Origin of the sequence: Hymenobacter sp. B1770 (assembly GCF_049896385.1) — a bacterium.
GTDB lineage: Bacteria > Bacteroidota > Bacteroidia > Cytophagales > Hymenobacteraceae > Hymenobacter.
The window spans coordinates 111,272-129,786 of sequence record NZ_JAFCUF010000010.1; the positions used below are offsets into that span (position 1 = coordinate 111,272).

Here is an 18,515-nt window from a genome sequence, read left to right on the forward strand (position 1 = left end):
CAAGCCTACGCCCGCGTCACAGGCACCGTCCGTCGAGGCCCGTTCCCAGCAGCTGGTAGTACCTGCGCCCAAGTTGGCCGATGCGTCATCTTTCGCGCCTGCAGTTGTACCTGCTGCTCCAGAAGCGCAGGCGGTGACCGCGGCGCCAGCCACTGTTCCTGCTGAGCCGCCGGTTGTGCCAGCATCGGTGACTCTCTCGTCGCCCTCGCCTGCGCCATTGCCCAAGCCTGCAGCGATGGAACGTGCCGTGCCAGTGCCAGAAGTAGTGGTTAAGCCACTGCCCGCAACGCTAGCCCAGCCCGGGCCACCAGTAGTGGTTGCCCAGGAGGAACGGCCGGTGCCTGCGCCCGTACCACAAGCTACGCCGCCGGCACCACCAGCAACGCCACCTATTGCACCAGCACCCGTAACGCCAGCAATACCATCCCCAAAGGAGCCGGCCCGGCAGGTAATGCCGCTGCCGACGCCAGTAGCTCCTCCAGCTCCTAAGCCTAGTCCTGTGCCTCAGCCCGAGGCGACGCCTGCTGCGCCGGATAAGCCGGCACAGGAGGTAATAAATAAGCCTGCTGCAACGCCACTAGCTCGGCCAGTAGCGTCCACGCCTGTGCTCCCAGCGGAGGCAGCAATGCCGTTGGCTGCCCCAAAGCCTACGGCACCGTCCCTCGCTCCAACACCCGTACCTGCAGCTGAGAAGGTGGCACCACCAGCTGTTGCCAAGACTCACACTCCGGTTGTGCCTGCTACCACATCGCCAGCGGCGAAGGCCACGCCGCCCGCTCCGCTTGCTCAGCCTATACCTGCTACTCAGCAGATACCCCTACCGATAGACTCAGCGCCCACGCCGGAACCAGCAAAATCTAATTCCCCCTCAGCGCCGACAGAGCCCGCGCCACAACCGGCCAAGCCACCGAAGCCCGCGCCTCCCGTTAGTAGTGCTCCCATTAGTGCGGCACCGGCACCACCCAAGCCGGCACCGGTGCGGATGGCTTTTCCATCCATGGCGCCGGCCTGGGAACTGGTGCGGCAGTATTGGCACTGGGGCGTGCTTCTGCTGGTGGCCACGGGCATGGGGTATGCACTGGCCCGTACCTTCATTGGGGAGCCGCAAACGGCTGGAAACTCCTCGGCGGCAGGCCAAACCGTTGGCCCTGACGGCACCTCTTCCACTTCTGCCTCAGTTGCGGCCCCGGCCAACGCAGCAGCGCAGTCGGGCAATGCAATGCTTTCGGGAGCGGCGTCGGGCAGCTACGATGTCGTGCGCGATGTCTTCATTTACAACACAGGTCCAGAAATTATCATCACGCTGCCCAACGGTACTCGCCTGATGGCAGGTGCTAATTCGACAGAAAGCCGGCTCAACCAGCTGCTGGCCTCGGCCGCGCAGCTGGATAGCATCAGCCCCGGCAGACGCTGGATTACCCTTGACCGGATTGGCTTTGAGCCCGGCACGGCCACGCTCATACCCGAGTCGGCGGAGCAGCTCGGCAACCTTGCCCGCTTGCTTAAGGCCTACCCACGCGCCCAGCTCCTTATCGGCAGCTACACGGACGGTACCGGCCCTCTGGTGTTCAACTACCAACTCAGCGCCGACCGGGCCCGCACCACCATGCAGGCCCTCACCCGCATGGGCGTGCCTGCCGCCCGCTTGCAAGCCAGGGGCTATGGGCCCCAAAGCTTCGTAGCGCCCAATACGACGCCTGCCAACCGCGCCCTGAACCGGCGAACCAGCATTCGTGTAGTGAAAAAATAGACTTGCGCACTGTGTTTTGCATGGGTTCCAGTGTGAGTCTCCCCGGTCGGGTATTGGACTGAGACAGAATCAGTGGTTTCTGGTTTTCGATGAACTCAAACCTGGATTTGGCTATGCTGCAGTCAGGCAACAATAACCTCGGAGAATCTTTGTGGATGATTAGCGGTTATGCCAACTCAATATCCTTCGGAAATTAGAGTATAAGGCCCAGTTAGTGCTTCGTGTATAAGTGCTGGCGAGTTAGTCAAAAAAGCAGGATTCGAACCTTACTACCTTGTAAATGGCCTGCATCTGCGTTGAAAGGCGGCACCTATACCGGACAGGCTGCGGCTTGAGTTAAGCATTACTTTATCCAGTGTTTGCGGTGCAACCCTTAGTTGGCCGCCATTATCACTCCAGATATTATGAAAAACGACGTCGTTGAAACGGTTAAGTCGTGCTTTACCAGCAATGTCATTGCTCAACTCAGCACGCAGGTCGACGAGACAGAGCCCAACGTAAGAAAAGCCGCCAACAAATCGGTTCCGCTGGTACTCAAAGGCTTGCTCAACAGGCTGGACCGTGGGTTTGCACCCGAGGCCCTGTTTGAGCTGGTACAGGCCGCCAATGCTGCCGAGGTACTTACACAGCTGGCTAACGCCCAGAATCCGACCCAGAGCGAGTCGGGCACTAACTTGCTGCTCAACCTGCTCGGCGACTCGTACCGGGCCAATGTCAATCAGGTTGCGGTGGGCACTGGCATCCGGCCATCGGCGAGCGGCACCCTTATGCAGGCCGCGGCCACGGCCGTGCTCGGGGTACTGGGCAAGACCGCCGTAGAAAACGATTTTGGCCCGGCAGAGCTCACGGGGTGGCTGCGCCAGCAGAGCAGCAGCATTGGGTCGTCTTTGCTGAAAGATGCCATCGAAACCGCCTTGGTGTCGCAGCCCGGTTCGCTGCACGTGCCCGACCCAGACCGCGTCCTGGCCCGACAGCCTATTGCGGGCGTACCAGCCCTGCAGGCGGCCACGCCCTGGACCACACAAGCCCCCGAGCCTGAACCGGCTGGCCCGGGGGGCCTGCGGTGGCAGTGGGGTGCTCTAATCCTGCTGGCGGTGTGTTTGGGGTATTTTTTCGGCCGCGGCCAGTTCGGCAAAGACACTGCTTCGGAGGCATTCGGCCAGGAAGAGCCCTCGCCAACGAGCGCCAGCCAGCGCATGGCCAGCCTGACACCGGGCAACCAAAACAGCAACACCAACCCCGACGGCACGGCTGCCGAAGCCAGCCGTTCGGCAGCGCCGGGCAGAGGAGCGCGGGAAGGCTTGCCGGCGCCCGTGATGCTGGCGGGCCGCTACGACAAAGCCAGCGACCGCTACATCTACGACACCGGCCAGCCGATTACGCTGACCTTGGCCAACGGCACTCGCCAGCAAGTAGGCGTGAATTCTACCGAAAACCGCCTGTTTACCTTCCTAAACTCCTCGGAGGAAGTCGATTCGGTGAACCGCACCAAGGGCTGGATTAACTTCGACCGGGTCAACTTCGAAGCGGGCAAAGCCCTGCTCACGCCCGAGTCGGCGCTACAGCTCGGCAACATTGCCGTGATTCTCAATTCATTCCCGAACTCCATGGTAAAAATAGGAGGCTATACCGATAGCACCGGCGATGCCCAACTCAACTACAAGCTGAGCGACGAGCGCGCCCACGCTGCCATGCTGGCCCTGGCCCGGCGCGGCGTGAACCCTATCCGCCTGCAAGCCAAGGGCTATGGCCCCCGCTACTTTGTGATGCCCAACAATACCCCCGCCAACCGCTCGCTCAACCGGCGCGTTAGCATTCGGGTGGTGAAAAAATAAAGGCCCCTGCCCCACCCCCGTACAGGTACTGCCGGGATTAACACGCAAAAACTTTAAGTAAATCCCTCATTTACAACCCGTATTTGGGCGGAAGAATTGCGGGAAAGATTACCTGAACTTTGTAGGAGTTCCACTGTGGAGCTCCTCGGCCGGGTATTGAGCCGAGGCAAAATCACTGGTTTCCGATGAATACAAACCTGGATTTGGCCATGCCCGCAGGCGCCCTGGGCGACATCGCCTTCACCACCTACCTCTACTACCGCGAAGCCCGCCACGTGAACGCCTCTCCGGCCGACTTTGCGACGTGGCTGGCCACCCTGCCGGCGGCCCGCCGTGCCCACGCCGAGTCGCGCGGGCTGGCCTCGGCCCGGTCGATACCCGATTTTAAGCGGTTTCTGCTGGAGCGCCGCGGCTTCTCATTGACCGATTTTCTGGCGGCCCGTTTATCGCCCCGGGTGCTGGCCTTTTGGCAGGACCTGCCCGACGAAGACGAGTAGCCCGGGCCCGGCACAACCCGTGGCTTCAGTTCCGAGCAAAAATACGTAGTTCATATGCGATAACTACGTAGCTGACTCTGCTCATTACTGATTTCCCATTGGTTAAGTACTGATATCGACTAAAATAGGGGTGTTTAGCCCGCGCTGTCAACGTTCAAGGAGAATTCGGCGCTCTTCTTGAAAGAGCACTGGCATCCCTCACCCCTAAGCCCGCACCGCCATGATTCGTGTCTTTCTAGTCGATGACCATCCCATTGTGCGGGACGGCATTCGGTCGTTATTGGAACGGGAGTCTGCCGTGCAGGTAGTAGGAACCGCCGGCAATGGTCAGGAGCTGCTCGACCAGCTGCCCAATACCCCGGCCGACCTGGTGCTCATCGACATCAACATGCCCGTCATGGACGGCTACGAGACCACCCTGCGCCTGCGCGAGGAATACCCGGAGGTGCGGATATTGGCCTTGTCCATGCTCATTGAGGAGCTCTACATTGGCCGCATGCTGGATGCCGGCGCCAGCGGCTACCTACTCAAAAGCACGGGCAAAGACGAAATCATCCACGCCATTCGCATGGTGATGGACGGCAAAATGTTTTTGTGCTCCGAGATTGGCCTCGGCATGCTGCGCAAGGTGCTGAACTGGAACGCCAGCGGCGCCCCGGCAGGAGCGTCTAAAAGCCAGCTGCTGTCGAAGCGCGAGATGGAAGTGCTGCAATTGATTGCAGAAGGCCTCACCAACGCCGAGATTGCCGACCAGCTGTTTACCAGCAAGCGCACCGTGGAAACCCACCGCCAGAATATTCTGGAGAAGACCCAGGCCAAGAACACGGCCGCCCTCGTCAAAATCGCACTGTCCGATGGCTTGATTAAGTAGCAGTCACTTGCTCTATGCTTGCCATGATGCTAAAATCATCCGACTCCACGCTTACCGGCCAGGTTCAGCAACGCTTGCGTGAGTTCGTGGCCGCGCCCGCTGTGCTCCCCGTTGAGGCCGTGCCCGGCATGCCCGCCGCTGAGCAGCGGCTGATAGAGGAACTGCAGCTGCACCAGCTGGAGCTGCAAATGCAGAACGAACAACTGGAGGCCGCCCACCGGGCCGCCGAGTCGGCCCGGGCCCATGCCGAAGCGGCCCGCGCACAGTTTGCTGCCCTCTACGACTTTGCCCCGGTTGCCCTGTTTACCATCGAGTCCGATGGCACGATTGCCCAGCTCAACGAACGCGCCGGCCGCTTGCTGGGCACCGAGGCCGGGCAGCTGAGCGGCCGGCGCCTGCTGCTGTTTGTTAGCCCTGAAAGCCGCGACGCCTCCCTCGAATTCTTTGGCACGGTGCTCGGCACCCGGCAACGCCATTCCACCGAGCTTTCGTTGCAAACCGCGGCCGGGGTCCACTTTGTTGCACATGTCGAAGGCGTGGCGGGCACCAGCCTGGCCGGCGCGCCTACCGTGCAGCTGGCCGTGGTGGACGTAACCCCGCTCAGCCGGGAAGTGGAGCGCCGGCAGCGCAGCGAAGACCGCCTGAACCTGGCCCTGGCGGCTTCCGGCACCGGGGTGTGGGTGTGGGCCTTTGCCACCAATGCCTTGGAGTGGGACGCCCAGGCTCAGGCCTGTTTTGGGCGGCCCCACGACCCCAGCCCCACCTCGTTTGCGGTGCTGCAGGAAGCAGTGCACCCCGCCGACGTCGTGCCCTTGCTGCAGGCCCTGCAGGCCACCATCCGGCACGGCGAGCCGCTCGACATTGAGCACCGCGTGCTCTGGCCCGATGGCTCGGTGCATTATCTGGCCGCGCATGCCAAAGTGCAGTACGATGCCCGGGGACAGCCCCAGTGCCTGGTTGGCCTAGTCCGGGACGTGACGGCCCGCAGCACGGCCGAAGAAGCCCTGCGCTACCGCAACCGCCAGTTTCAAGAGTTGCTGCAAAACCTGCCCGTGGTGTTTACCCGGCTCTCTGCCTCAGGCGAGTGCCTGGAGCTAACCGGGGCCGGTCTGCACCGCCTGGACTTGCCCGACAACGCCTCGCAGGAGCGCACCCTGTATGAAGCCTTTCCGGCGCTCACCGAGCCCCTGCAACGCCTGCTGAGCGGCGAGCCCGTCAGCTTTCTGGGAACGGCCGACACGCCGAAGCAGCGCGTATATTTTCAGAACTACGGCTTCTTTGACGAGCAATGCCAGCAGGGCGTCTTATTTTCCATCGACGTCACCGAGTCCGAGCAAGTGAAGGCGCAACTCTACAAGGAGCAGAAGTTTATCAAAAGCCTGCTGGACCACCACGTAGACAGCGTGGCGGCTTTCGACCATGCTGGCCGCCTCACTGCCTGGAACCGGGCCATGGAAGCCCTCACTGGCCGGCCCGAAGCAGATGCGCTTGGCCAGGACGTGTTTGCCTGCCTGCCGTTCAGCCAGGACTCGCTGCCCGGCCACATTGTGGAGCACTTGCGGGCGGGCGCCCGCCGGCCCCGCTTCCAGCAAGCGTTTTCCCTGGATGCTCCCCCGCGCGATTTCGAGCTAACGGCCATTCCGATGCCCAGCCACAAGGCCGCCGACAAGGCCGGTGGCCTGCTGCTGCTGCGCGACGTGACCGAGCGCAACCGCCTGCATACCACCGCGGCTGCCTTCAAGGCCCAGCAGCAGGCCGAAACCTTCCGCATGATACTCATGGCCCAGGAGGTGGAACGCAAGCGCATTGCTGAGGCATTGCACAACGGCGTGGGCCAGCTGCTCTATGCCACCAAGCTGCACCTGGAGGAAAACACCTGCACGCCCACCGCCACGGCCGAGGCCCTGGTGCTGCTGGAAGACGCCATCAAAGCCACGCGCAGCGTTTCTTTTGAGCTCACCCCGAGCATTCTCGAAGATTTTGGCCTGGCCGTGGCCCTGCAAAAGCTAGCCAAGAGCATGCCGCCTGCCAAGTTGCAGCTCAGCCTCTACCTCACCGGTCTGGAGCGCCCCCTGCCGCCGGTGCTCACGCTGGCCATCTACCGCATGGTGCAGGAGCTGCTGAACAACGTGGTGAAACACTCCCGCGCCGAGGAAGCCACCCTGCACGTAGCCTACGAAGACCACCACGTGCACATCAGCATGGAAGACGATGGCGGCGGCTTCAACGTGGCTACCGCCATGGGCAGCGCCCAAGGCATTGGCCTGGCTAGCCTCTACAACCGCGCCGCGCTCCTGGGCGGGCAGTTCGAGCTGGTGTCCCGCCCCGGCCGCGGCACCATTGCCTCCCTCACGCTCCCTGTGATTCAGACAGTGCCCAACGCTGTCTGAAGGTAGCGCGTTGCCATAGAATGTAGCCGAGGCTAAGGTAGAGTTCTTGGTGAAGCGTCGTGATTCCGCATGCGCGCACTAGATTTTGAACCAAGCCGGCCGCTGCTGCCTGCAGGGCAAGCTCCTGCCTGGCATCCAACCTTGCTTCGCCCCGATGATGAGCGTTAATTAATAGAATCTATTCGTTTATTTATACGGTCGGATAAGAGCGTGAGAACCTTCTCAATTGCTTAATGCAGGCGCTTTGCCCTGGCAAGGCCGGCTTGCTTACTTCGCCGGCTGTTCTGTACCTTGCCCGCACGCTGTGGCTTTGGCCCCGGCGGAAACGTTTGCTGCAAACGAGGCAATTTTACTTGCCCTGCGCGCTTAGTTGCTGGTTGTGAGTTACTGGCTTATTGGCGAAGCCATGAAAGCAGCAACTCACAACCAGCAACTGCAAACTTCATTGCCCGGCCGCTTCTTTTCTTTTTGCATGTCTCGAAAAAAGGTTCTCTTTCTCATTGGCTCGCCCAATCAAACCACGCAGATGCATCAGATTGCACAGCTGCTGGAAGACGAATTTGACCCTTACTTCAGTCAGCTTTACTACGACGGCTGGCAGCGCCCCTTCTATGAGTTTCTGCTGAAAACCGGGGGGCTCGACAAAACCATCGTCACGGGGGCCATCAAGGCCAAGGCCGATAAATACCTGGCCGAACACGGCCTCAACAACGATTTTGAGGCCCGGCGCTTCGGCAACACCTACGACCTGGTGGTGTGCTGCTCCGATGTGATAGTGCCCTGGCCGCTGGTGCGCCGCACCAAAACCATCTTCGTGCAGGAAGGCATGACCGACCCACTCAACTGGTGGGCCCGCCTCATCCGCAAGCTCAACTGGATGCCCATTCTGGCCATTGGCACCGCCCTCAACGGCCTGGCCAACTGCTGTGATATCTATTGCGTGGCCTCTGAGGGGTACAAAGAGCACTTTGCCTATGTGGGCGTCGACCGCGATAAACTCGTTGTGACCGGTATTCCCAACTTCGACAACGTGGAGCAGCTGCGCCACAACAACTTCCCCCACCACGGCTACGTGATGGTGGCCACCTCCGACCTGCGCGAAACCTTCACCCCCGAAAACCGCCCCAAGTTCATCCGAGAATGCGTGCGCATTGCGGCCGGCCGGCCCCTACTCTTCAAGCTTCACCCCAACGAGAAAATGGACCGTGCCGTGGCCGAAATCAGAGCGAATGCCCCGGCCGACACCCTGATTTATACCGACGGCAACACCGACCACATGATTGCCAACTGCGTCGAGCTCATTACCCAGTACTCCACAGTAGTGTACGTGGGCCTGGGCCTGGGCATACCGGTGCACTCCTACTTCGATGTAGAAGACCTGAAGCGCAAGCAGCCCTGGCAGAACGGTGGCACTTCGGCCCAACGCATCGCTGCCATTTGCCGGGGGTTCAGCAACTTCGAGGGCAGCGGCCCCACCTTCCTACGCCAATACCAAACCGAAGCCTATGCCCCTTCTACAGAAGCCGATAACTCGCTGGCAGTGCAATGATATTCCGGTGCCTGGGCCAGCTTTGTGCTAAGAACAAGGCCTTGGACTTCCTAATACCAATTGTATACCGCTTAGTACTAAAACACGAAATAGAACACAGCAAATCATGCACTTACCGCGTATACTGACCGTTGTGCAGGCCCGTATGGGTTCGTCCCGCCTGCCGGGCAAGATACTGCTGCCCCTAGCCGGCCAGCCCCTACTGGTGCGCATGGTGGAGCGAGTGCAGCGCGCTCACCTAGCCGGCACTGTGGTGGTAGCCACTACCACCGACGCCGCCGATGACGCCGTAGCCGACTGTTGCGCCACCCACGGCCTGGAGTGCTTCCGCGGCGATGCCCTCGATTTGCTCGACCGCCACTACCAGGCCGCCCGCCACTACGGCGCCGATGTGGTGCTGAAAATCCCGTCGGATTGCCCGCTCATTGACCCGGCCATCATCGACGAAGTGGTGGGGTACTACCTGCATTTTGCCGACCGCTACGATTTCGTGAGCAACCTGCACCCTGCCACTTACCCCGATGGCAACGACGTGGAAGTAATGCCCTTCACGGCCCTGGAAACTGCCTGGCGCGAAGCGCGCCGGCCGCTGGAGCGCGAACACACCACGCCTTTTTTCTGGGAAAACCCCGACCGCTTCCGCCTTGGCAACGTGGCCTGGGACACCGGCCAGGATTTCTCCATGAGCCACCGCTGGACTATTGACTACCCCGAAGACTATACTTTCATCAGCGCCGTTTACGAGGCGCTCTACCCCAGCAACCCGGCTTTCGGCCTCGATGACATCCTTACCCTTCTTAACAAGCGGCCCGATATCGCGCAGCTCAACGCCCACCTTGCCGGGGTAAACTGGTACCGCAACCACCTCGACGAATTAAAAACCGTCGACCCTTCCCAAACCCGTAAAATTTAGTTGTCAGTTTGAAGTTCAAGCCAGTTAACAATTTGTCATAATCCTGAACGTCATGCTGAGCGCAGCCGAAGCACCTCTACCGCGTGACTAAATGATTTACTCTCGTGGTAGAGATTCTTCGACTGCGCTCAGCATGAGGTTCAGCATGATTTTCTTGAACTACTAAGCAGCATAAACAAACAACTGACAAGTAACCACCCACCCTATGAAACCAGAGAAACAAGAGCACCTCCAGCAACTGGCCCTGCGCGTGCGCGAGCACATTGTGCGCCTTAGCACCAATGGCGGCTGCTTCACGGGCGCCTCCCTTTCCTGCGCCGACCTGCTGGTGTACCTCTACGCCGACTGCCTGAACGTGCGCCCCGACAACCTCACCGACCCCACCCGCGACTACTTGTTCCTCTCTAAGGGGCACGACGTGCCGGCCCTCTACGGCACTTTCGTAGAGCTGGGCTTTCTTGATAAGGACCGGCTAAACCAGCACCTCAGCACCGATGACCACATTTACTGGCACCCCAACCGCAACGTGCCGGGCGTAGAGTTCCACTCCGGCTCCTTGGGCCACCTGCCCAGCGTGGCCCTGGGCGTGGCCATGGACTGCCGCATGCGCGGCCAGGACAACAAGGTCATCGTCATCACCGGCGACGGCGAGCTGAACGAAGGCACGGTGTGGGAGTCGCTGCTCGTGGCCAGCGCCCACAAGGTCAACAACCTCACGCTGGTGGTTGACCGCAACCACTTCCAGGCCAACGTAGCGACCGAAGACCTGATTCCGCTTGAGCCCTTGGCGCCCAAGTTCGAAGCCTTTGGCTGCGAAGTACGCCGCATCGACGGTCACAATTTCGAGCAGCTGGAAGCCGCATTCTCGGCCCTTCCCTTCTCCGACACCAAGCCCTCGGTCATTATCTGCGACACGGTGCGGGGCCGCGGCCTCCCCAGCATCGAGGCCCGCGCCGACCGCTGGTTCTGCAACTTCTCGGCCGAGGAAGTGGAGGAGCTGCTGCGCGAACTGCACAGCCAGGAAGCCACTACGCTGACCAGCGAAACCCTCACGGTACGATAATTAAGTAGCGCGGACTTTTAGTCCGCGAGTAAATGATTCATTCGCGGACTAAAAGTCCGCGCTACCTCTATGAACTACGAAGAACTCATTAAGGAAACCGCCCTCGCCGATGAGCGACTGGTGGTGATGACGGCCGAAAACCGCGCCCTCATCCGCAACCTGCCCGCCGTGTTAGGCCCGCGCTTCATCGACACCGGCATCACCGAGCAAACCCTTATTGGCGCCGCGGCTGGCCTGGCCCTGCGCGGCCGGGTGCCGGTGGTGCACGCCCTGGCTACTTTCCTCACCCTGCGGGCTTTCGAATTCATCCGCACCGACGTGGGCATCGGCCAGTTGCCCGTCAAGCTGAGCGGCTTCGTGCCCGGTTTCCTTTCCGACGGCAACGGCCCCACCCACCAAGCCATTGAGGACGTAAGCCTGATGCGCGGCATTCCCGGCATGACCGTGTTTGCCCCTGCCGACGAAGCCGACATGCTCGCCATGCTGCCCGCCATCTGGGCATCGCCAGCGCCGGCTTATGTGCGCATCAACACCCGCCCCGCTACCTACGAGCACGCCCCGTTCGAGATGGGCAAGGCCGAAATTGTGGCCGAAGGCACTGACGTGACCATTCTCACCTACGGCATGCTCTTCGAGCAGACGCTGGTAGCCCGTGAGCTGCTGCAGGCCCAGGGCAAGTCCGTAGGCCTTATCAACCTACGCAGCCTCAAGCCGATAGACGAAGCAGCGCTGCTTGAGGTAGTGCGCCGAGGCTCGCTTATCGTGACGGTGGAAGACCATTTCATCACCGGCGGTCTGTACTCTATTCTGGCTGAGGTGCTGCTGCGCAACCAGCTCACGACCCGGGTGCTGCCCCTGGCGCTGGAAGAGCGTTGGTACCGGCCCGGCCGCTTGAGCGCCGTGCTGGAGCACGAAGGCTTTACAGGCCAACACATTGCCCGCCGCATCGCCGAAGCGCTGGGCGAGTCGGGCGCTACTATTTCGGCTGGCCCCGCCGTGCTTGAAAATCAATTTGCAGAGTAGTTCTAACCGAATAAAAAAGGGCCGTCATGCTGAGCGCAGCCGAAGCATCTCGCCCGCATCGTCCTCACAATTGAGTTACTACCACACGCGAGATGCTTCGGCTGCGCTCAGCATGACGTTTTTATAAATACAGCCTCCTTCTTCTTTCAAACCCTTCCCCATGCCCAATACCGTTTCTTTCAACGAAAACTACCCCGACATCATGAAGTCGGATGAGCTGTATGCCCGCGCGCAAAAAATCATGACGCCGGTGACCCAAACGCTCGCCAAAGGCCCTGGCCAGTACACCAAAGGCGTGTCGCCGAAGTACGTGAAGCGCGGCTCGGGCGCCCACATCTGGGACGTGGATGGCAACAAATACATTGATTACCAGATGGGCATCGGCCCCATCTCGCTGGGCTATGCCTACCCGCGTGTTGATGACGCCATTCGGGCTCAGCTGCAGGACGGCATCACTTTCTCGATGATGCACGAGCTGGAAGTGCAGCTTTCCGAGCTCATCCACGAAATCATTCCCAATGCCGAGAGCATCCGCATCAGCAAGACCGGCGCCGATGTGTGCTCGGCCGCGGTGCGGGTGGCCCGCGCCTTCACGGGGCGCAGCAAGGTGCTGTGCTGCGGCTACCACGGCTGGCACGACTGGTACATTGGCACCACCAGCCGCGACAAAGGCATTCCGCAGGAAATAAAGGAGCTGACCTCCGCCTTCGAGTACAACAACCTTGACTCCCTGAAAGCCCTACTCGATGAGGACGTAGCCTGCGTCATTCTGGAGCCCTTCATTTTCGACGCGCCCAAAGACAACTTCCTGCACGAGGTAGCTGCCCTGTGCAAGGCCAACGGCACACTGCTCATCTTCGATGAGATGTGGACGGGCTTCCGCATTGCCGTCGGCGGCGCACAGGAGTACTTTGGCATCACGCCCGACCTGGCGGTGTATTCCAAGGCCTTCGCCAACGGCATGCCCATCGCCCTGCTCACCGGCCGCCGCGACGTGATGGAGCTGTTTGAGCAGGATGTTTTCTTCTTCACCACCTTCGGAGGCGAGGCCCTGAGCATGGCCGCTGCCATGGCCACCATCGCCGAAATGCGCGAGCAGAACGTGCCCGCCCGCCTCGCTGAGCAAGGCAAAAAGCTGAAGGATGGCTACAACGAAATCGCCGCCGAGTTGGGCCTGACCCAGTACACCAAGTGCTACGGCTACGACTGCCGCACCATCGTCACCTTCGATGCCTCGGCCGGCAACCCCATGGAGATTAAGGCCTTCATGCAGCAAGAGCTGTTTAAGCGCGGCATCATGTGGGGCGGCTTCCACAACATGTGCTTCTCGCACTCCGATGCCGATATAGCTCACACGCTGGCTGCCTACCGTGACGTGCTGCCGCTGCTGAAAGAGGCGATTGAAGCCGGTGACGTAGCCAGCCGCCTGCTGGGCGAGCCTGTTGAAGCGGTGTTCCGCAAGGTGACTAATGCGGCGCCGGCTAAAGTGAAGTAGAAAGAACAAAAAGAGAACGTCATGCTGAGCGCAGTCGAAGCATCTCGCGTGGGGCAGCAACTCAGTCGCCTAACGATACAAGCAAGATGCTTCGGCTGCGCTCAGCATGACGTTCAGTGTTTCAAAAAATTTGAATAGCAACTTGGACCTTTTCTCTCTAACCAACAAAACCGCCATTGTCACCGGCGCCTGCGGACTCATTGGCCGGCAGCACTGCGCCGCCTTAGCTGCAGCCGGTGCCAACGTTGTAGTAGCCGACCTCAACGCCGAAGCCTGTGCCACAGTAGCTGCCGAGCTACCCGGTGGCCCGCACTTGCCGCTTTCCGTCAACGTGATAAGCCAGGAGTCACTAGTCGCGGCGCGGGACCAGATTCTGGCCCAGTTTGGCCACATTGATGTGCTGGTGAACAATGCCGCCATCAACGACATGTTTGAGAACCCGGCGCTGGCGGCGGACTTGTCCAAGTTCGAAAACTTCCCGCTCGACACTTGGCAGAAGTCGCTGGAAGTGAACGTGACTGGTGTTTTCCTGGCAGCGCAGGTGTTTGGCACACCCATGGCCGAGCAGGGCCACGGCAGCATCATCAACGTGGCCAGCACCTACGGCATCGTGGGGCCCGACCAGAGCATCTACGTGAATGCCCAAGGCGAGCAGACCTTTTACAAATCCCCCTCCTACCCGGCCACCAAGGGCGCTGTTATCAGCTTCACGCGCTATCTGGCAGCATATTGGGGCAAGCGTGGCGTGCGGGTGAACACGCTTTCGCCGGGCGGCGTGGAAAATAATCAGGATAATTTTTTTGTTCAGCAGTACAGCGCCAAAACCCCTCTGGGCCGCATGGCTGCTGCAACGGATTATCAAGGAGCTGTGGTATTTCTAGCTTCTGATGCTTCCGCTTATATGACGGGGGCTAACTTAGTCGTTGATGGGGGATGGACAGCCATCTGATTTCGGTTGCCTTGATGGCGAATTCAGTTTCGTAACTATTTCATAAACTTACATCTAGAGTTCTCCTCAAGCTAAACCGTCACATTTACTGTTTATCATCTCTTACTCCGCTTTACGATGGAAACTGCCCTTGTTCACGCTAAGGCCCGCTGCATAAAGCTGGTGCTCACCGATTCGGACGGCGTCCTGACCGATAATGGGGTGTACTACTCCGCGCACGGCGAAGAGATGAAGCAGTTTTCCATTCGCGACGGCATGGGCGTGGAGCGCTTGCGCAACCAAGGCATCGCCACGGGCATCATCACAGGCGAAACCTCGCCTTCGGTGGTGAAGCGCGCCCACAAGCTGCGCATTACCGAGTTGCACCTAGGAGTAAAAGACAAAGCCGCCTGCCTGCAGGAAATCCTCACCCGCTTACAGCTAACTCCCGGTGAAGTCGCCTTCATCGGCGACGACACCAACGACGTGGAAATCATGGGGCTGGTGGGGCTGGCGGCTTGCCCGTCCGACGCCACCGACTTTGCCCGCCACGTAGCCCACTACCATTGCACCACTCCCGGCGGCCACGGCTGTTTCCGGGAGCTGGCCGAGCTCATCATCGCCAGCAAGAGCCCCGATAATGCGGGGCGCCAACGAGTATTTATTGAGCGCCAACTGCTGCGCAGTCAGGTCTAGCCGCCCCGGTTAGCACTTCCTTCACACACCCCACCCACCTCGAACGCCTTAACCCTACGCATTATGAATGCTGTCGAAATCGGAAAAAACCGCTTTATCGGAGCCGGACATCCCGCCTACATCATTGCCGAAATCGGCATCAACCACAACGGGTCGCTGGACCTGGCCAAGCAGCTAATCGCCGAAGCTGTGCGCGCCGGCTGCGATGCGGTGAAGTTTCAGAAGCGGACCCCCGAGCTGTGCGTGCCAAAAGACCAGTGGGAAAAGGAGCGCGACACCCCCTGGGGCCGCATGACCTACATCGACTACAAGCGCCGCACCGAGTTCGGCATCGAAGAATACACCGCCATCGACGACTATTGTCGGGCCTTGGGCGTGGACTGGTTTGCCTCCTGCTGGGACGAGCCCTCCGTCGATTTCATCGAGCAGTTTCAGCCCGTGCTCTACAAAATGGCTTCTGCTTCCCTCACCGACCGGCCCCTGCTCGACCGCGTGCGTGCCACCGGCCGCCCCCTCATGCTCAGCACTGGCATGTCGACCCTGAATGAAATCAACCAGGCCGTGGAGTGGGTAGGACACGAGAAGCTGATGATTGCCCACTCCACCTCCTCTTACCCCTGCCCGCCCCAGGAGCTGAACCTACGCATGGTGCCCGCCCTGCAAGCCATGTTCCCCACCACCCCCATCGGCTACTCGGGCCACGAAACCGGCCTGGCCACCACCGTAGCAGCCGTGGCCCTCGGCGCCTGCTTCGTGGAGCGCCACTTCACCCTGGACCGCGCCATGTGGGGCTCCGACCACGCCGCATCGGTGGAGCCCGGTGGCATGGCCAAGCTCGTGCGCGACATCCGCGACGTGGAGGCCGCCTTCGGCGACGGTATCAAGAAAGTGTACGACAGCGAGCTAGAGCCGCGCCGCCGGCTCCGGCGCGAGCAGTCGTCGGTGGGTGCTTAAGGCAGCTGGCGATAAAATTGCGGCTTCTGGCAAACAAAACGCGGCTGAGGGCGTCTGAAACGAGGGATGTTTTGGCAACTAGCTGGCTGAGGATATGAAACAAGTCGAAATCGTTACCACCGCCATCCTGCTAGCCTGGGTGGTGGTGGTCATTATGCTGGAGCGGCGCTTTCCGTACCGCAAGGGGCTGCCATTTTTCCGCGAGGGCTTCTGGACCGATTTAGTGCTCTACACTATTGTGCAGAGTTTCCTGCTGAAGATTATCATCTTCGACTACATCATCTTGCCCCTCGACCAGCACTTTTCGTTTTCGAAACTGAACTTCGTCACGGGCTGGCCGGTGTGGGTGCAGGTGCTGTTCTTCCTGTTTACGCACGACTTCTACATTTACTGGTTTCACCGCTGGCAGCACCACAGCCCCATGCTGTGGCGCACCCACGAGGCGCACCACTCTGGCAAGCAAGTCGATTGGCTGGCGGGTTCTCGCTCTCACGCTGTCGAAATTCTAATCAACCAAACCATTGAGTTTGCGCCCATCATTCTGCTGGGGGCTGACCCCGTGGTGGTGCCCATCAAGGCGCTGATTGACGCCGTGTGGGGCATCTGGATTCACTCGAACGTCGACGTGAAATCCGGGCGGCTGCAGTACTTCTTCAATGGCCCCGAGATGCATCTTTGGCACCACGCCGACCATAAGGAAGTGTTTCACGCCAATTTCTCGACTAAGTTCGCGTTCTGGGACTGGATATTTGGCACCGCTTACCTGCCCGGCCACAAGCCGCAGAAGTGGGGCCTCTACTACGACTTCCCCAAGGACTATTTTATGCAGCACGTGTTTTCGGTGAAGCGCTTCGATGACCGGGAACTGCAGCGGCGCTATCCGTTTTACCGGCGCTACCACCTGTTTCTGCCGGTGTTGGGGCGGCGCCTGCGCACCCTGGTCAAGCGTCGCGGCGCTGGTAGCACGCCGGCCGTGCCCACCGATACCAATCCCTCAAGAGTTTCGGCCTAATCCACTCTTTCCCTTTTTCTAGTACGCGTACTTATGCATTGGTTTTACTTATTCGTGGCTTCGCTGTTGGAGGTCTGCTGGACCTATAGTTTGAAAGCCTTGAATATGCAGAAAATCAAAGAAGTTGATTGGGTAAACTCGCTTTCGGAGCCCACTACCCTCACGCCCATTATTCCCCTGCTGGCTTACATCGCCTTCGGGCTCGGCAACGTCATCTTCCTCTCGATGGCCATGCGCCAGATTCCCACGGCCACAGCCTACGCCGCCTGGATGGCGCTGGCGGTAGTGGGCCTGATGCTAGTCGACTCCATTGTGCTTAAGCAACCGTTCACGCTTCAACATTTGTTCTTCACCAGCCTCATCATCATCGGAGTGATGGGGTTGCGACGTCTGTCGTAAGCTTCAGGTACCTGGCCCGAGGTACCCGCACAAAAAAAGACCGGCAACTTGGCAGTTGCCGGTCTTTTTGCTCACACTGGCTTGGTTACTTCTTCAACACCAAGCGCTGCGTCTGAATTGACTTGTCGGTAATCAGACGAACCATGTACACACCTTCGGCCAAATCGCGGCCTTCAATCTGGAAGCGGTAAACCGTTCCAGCCTCTGCCAGGCCTGTGGCCACTTTGCTCACCACACGTCCGCTCATATCCAGCACCTGGAGGTTGTAGCGCTCCGCCTTGGCGAGCGTGAATTCTACCGATGCCTGATACGAGAAGGGGTTCGGGTAGATGCCCATGGCGCTTGCAGCGGCGCTGCCGTCACCCGAGGTCAGGTTGGCCGTTGTGGCGGAGGTACCGCCCAAGGGGCAGCCTGCATTGTTCAGGTTGTCGAGATACGTTGCCTCCGTGCCAGGTGCGGTGCCGCCGGTTCTGAAGGCCGCGTTAACCCGAGTAATAACCTGAGCTTCGGTGAGTGGGTAGTTCACCCGGTCTCGCGTTGGAACAGTGCTCACATTGCTGCAAGCGTTCAGCAGTGCAGCTACTGACTGCCGGGCAAGGTTGTTGACACTGCCACCACCCAAATTGAGGGCTTGCTCTAGGGTGAGCAGCTCCATTTCTGCCGAAATGCCGTCGCTTGCGCCAACATCACTGCCTGCTACACCGTCACCGAAGATAGTGCCATACAGCGTGCTCGGGCTGTAGCAGCTCCAACGGTCGAGGTGGTTCTTCCAGTAGCCCAGGGTACAGCCTTGCAGCGGTACACAATTGAGCGGACCGGCAATGGTAAAGGGAGTGGCCGTGGAAGCGCAGAGCGTGGTGGCGTTGCGGGCCACGATGGTGTGCGGGCCCGCACTCAGGCTTGAGTAGCCGCCCGAGGGGTACGCCGCAAAGGCCCCGCCGTCGATGCTGAACTCAAGACCAGCCGTGCTCGAGGTAACGGTAGCCACCGACCTAGCAGTACAAGTTGGCGCACTTACTTGAACAGTTGGAGCAGCTGGCGAGCCTGTTGCTGCAGCAATGGTAAAGGGAGTGGCCGTGGAAGCGCAGAGCGTGGTGGCGTTGCGGGCCACGATGGTGTGCGGGCCCGCGCTCAGGCTTG

The 18,515-nt window shown here is 60.1% G+C and carries 16 protein-coding genes; 15 read left to right on the forward strand and 1 reads right to left on the reverse strand.

Annotation, left to right across the window (positions count from 1 at the left end; translation table 11 throughout):
- The first annotated feature begins 982 nt into the window (after positions 1-982).
- The 15 genes from ACP7AJ_RS18290 (at position 983) to ACP7AJ_RS18360 (ending at position 17,375) form a co-directional block, all read left to right on the forward strand.
- Positions 983-1,750, forward strand: coding sequence for an OmpA family protein (locus ACP7AJ_RS18290; RefSeq protein ID WP_426061662.1), 768 nt, complete (start codon positions 983-985; stop codon positions 1,748-1,750).
- 404 nt (positions 1,751-2,154) lie between these two features.
- A complete protein-coding gene (locus ACP7AJ_RS18295; protein ID WP_426061641.1) occupies positions 2,155-3,585 on the forward strand; it encodes a DUF937 domain-containing protein in 1,431 nt (476 codons plus the stop codon).
- Positions 3,586-3,770: 185 nt separating this feature from the next.
- On the forward strand, positions 3,771-4,082 hold the full coding sequence (locus ACP7AJ_RS18300; RefSeq protein WP_426061642.1) for a hypothetical protein: 312 nt from the start codon (positions 3,771-3,773) through the stop codon (positions 4,080-4,082).
- Between the two features lie 220 nt (positions 4,083-4,302).
- Positions 4,303-4,953 (forward strand): response regulator, encoded by a 651-nt coding sequence (locus ACP7AJ_RS18305; protein WP_426061643.1) that lies wholly within the window; start codon positions 4,303-4,305, stop codon positions 4,951-4,953.
- A gap of 23 nt (positions 4,954-4,976) precedes the next feature.
- Positions 4,977-7,343, forward strand: coding sequence for a PAS domain S-box protein (locus tag ACP7AJ_RS18310; RefSeq protein ID WP_426061644.1), 2,367 nt, complete (start codon positions 4,977-4,979; stop codon positions 7,341-7,343).
- Between the two features lie 472 nt (positions 7,344-7,815).
- A complete protein-coding gene (locus tag ACP7AJ_RS18315; RefSeq protein WP_426061645.1) occupies positions 7,816-8,892 on the forward strand; it encodes a hypothetical protein in 1,077 nt (358 codons plus the stop codon).
- 106 nt (positions 8,893-8,998) lie between these two features.
- A complete protein-coding gene (locus ACP7AJ_RS18320) occupies positions 8,999-9,805 on the forward strand; it encodes a cytidylyltransferase domain-containing protein (protein WP_426061646.1) in 807 nt (268 codons plus the stop codon).
- A gap of 205 nt (positions 9,806-10,010) precedes the next feature.
- A complete protein-coding gene (locus tag ACP7AJ_RS18325) occupies positions 10,011-10,868 on the forward strand; it encodes a transketolase (protein ID WP_426061647.1) in 858 nt (285 codons plus the stop codon).
- A gap of 69 nt (positions 10,869-10,937) precedes the next feature.
- Entirely contained in the window at positions 10,938-11,891 is a 954-nt protein-coding gene (locus ACP7AJ_RS18330; protein ID WP_426061648.1) for a transketolase family protein, read from the forward strand.
- A gap of 160 nt (positions 11,892-12,051) precedes the next feature.
- Positions 12,052-13,386, forward strand: coding sequence for an aminotransferase class III-fold pyridoxal phosphate-dependent enzyme (locus ACP7AJ_RS18335; RefSeq protein WP_426061649.1), 1,335 nt, complete (start codon positions 12,052-12,054; stop codon positions 13,384-13,386).
- A gap of 142 nt (positions 13,387-13,528) precedes the next feature.
- On the forward strand, positions 13,529-14,335 hold the full coding sequence (locus ACP7AJ_RS18340) for an SDR family oxidoreductase (RefSeq protein WP_426061650.1): 807 nt from the start codon (positions 13,529-13,531) through the stop codon (positions 14,333-14,335).
- A gap of 117 nt (positions 14,336-14,452) precedes the next feature.
- Positions 14,453-15,010, forward strand: coding sequence for a KdsC family phosphatase (locus tag ACP7AJ_RS18345; protein ID WP_426061651.1), 558 nt, complete (start codon positions 14,453-14,455; stop codon positions 15,008-15,010).
- A 63-nt stretch (positions 15,011-15,073) separates the two neighbouring features.
- The gene (locus ACP7AJ_RS18350) at positions 15,074-15,964 is read left to right on the forward strand and encodes an N-acetylneuraminate synthase family protein (RefSeq protein ID WP_426061652.1); all 891 of its coding nucleotides are present in this window, start codon (positions 15,074-15,076) and stop codon (positions 15,962-15,964) included.
- Between the two features lie 94 nt (positions 15,965-16,058).
- Positions 16,059-16,976, forward strand: coding sequence for a sterol desaturase family protein (locus tag ACP7AJ_RS18355; RefSeq protein ID WP_426061653.1), 918 nt, complete (start codon positions 16,059-16,061; stop codon positions 16,974-16,976).
- A 105-nt stretch (positions 16,977-17,081) separates the two neighbouring features.
- Positions 17,082-17,375 (forward strand): DMT family transporter, encoded by a 294-nt coding sequence (locus tag ACP7AJ_RS18360; protein ID WP_426061654.1) that lies wholly within the window; start codon positions 17,082-17,084, stop codon positions 17,373-17,375.
- Between the two features lie 85 nt (positions 17,376-17,460).
- On the opposite strand, the gene ACP7AJ_RS18365 is transcribed toward ACP7AJ_RS18360, so the two are convergent.
- Positions 17,461-18,515 (reverse strand): T9SS type A sorting domain-containing protein (locus ACP7AJ_RS18365; RefSeq protein ID WP_426061655.1); only part of this gene is annotated, 1,055 nt, incomplete at its 5' end.

Bases quoted from the DNA above. Each gene is read 5' to 3' on its own strand.
- ACP7AJ_RS18355 (WP_426061653.1), top strand. From the start codon at position 16,059: ATGAAACAAGTCGAAATCGTTACCACCGCCATCCTGCTAGCCTGGGTG.
- ACP7AJ_RS18320 (WP_426061646.1), top strand. From the start codon at position 8,999: ATGCACTTACCGCGTATACTGACCGTTGTGCAGGCCCGTATGGGTTCG.
- ACP7AJ_RS18325 (WP_426061647.1), top strand. From the start codon at position 10,011: ATGAAACCAGAGAAACAAGAGCACCTCCAGCAACTGGCCCTGCGCGTG.
- ACP7AJ_RS18290 (WP_426061662.1), top strand. From the start codon at position 983: ATGGCTTTTCCATCCATGGCGCCGGCCTGGGAACTGGTGCGGCAGTAT.
- ACP7AJ_RS18305 (WP_426061643.1), top strand. From the start codon at position 4,303: ATGATTCGTGTCTTTCTAGTCGATGACCATCCCATTGTGCGGGACGGC.
- ACP7AJ_RS18345 (WP_426061651.1), top strand. From the start codon at position 14,453: ATGGAAACTGCCCTTGTTCACGCTAAGGCCCGCTGCATAAAGCTGGTG.
- ACP7AJ_RS18360 (WP_426061654.1), top strand. From the start codon at position 17,082: ATGCAGAAAATCAAAGAAGTTGATTGGGTAAACTCGCTTTCGGAGCCC.
- ACP7AJ_RS18350 (WP_426061652.1), top strand. From the start codon at position 15,074: ATGAATGCTGTCGAAATCGGAAAAAACCGCTTTATCGGAGCCGGACAT.
- ACP7AJ_RS18330 (WP_426061648.1), top strand. From the start codon at position 10,938: ATGAACTACGAAGAACTCATTAAGGAAACCGCCCTCGCCGATGAGCGA.
- ACP7AJ_RS18310 (WP_426061644.1), top strand. From the start codon at position 4,977: ATGATGCTAAAATCATCCGACTCCACGCTTACCGGCCAGGTTCAGCAA.
- ACP7AJ_RS18300 (WP_426061642.1), top strand. From the start codon at position 3,771: ATGAATACAAACCTGGATTTGGCCATGCCCGCAGGCGCCCTGGGCGAC.
- ACP7AJ_RS18295 (WP_426061641.1), top strand. From the start codon at position 2,155: ATGAAAAACGACGTCGTTGAAACGGTTAAGTCGTGCTTTACCAGCAAT.
- ACP7AJ_RS18335 (WP_426061649.1), top strand. From the start codon at position 12,052: ATGCCCAATACCGTTTCTTTCAACGAAAACTACCCCGACATCATGAAG.
- ACP7AJ_RS18315 (WP_426061645.1), top strand. From the start codon at position 7,816: ATGTCTCGAAAAAAGGTTCTCTTTCTCATTGGCTCGCCCAATCAAACC.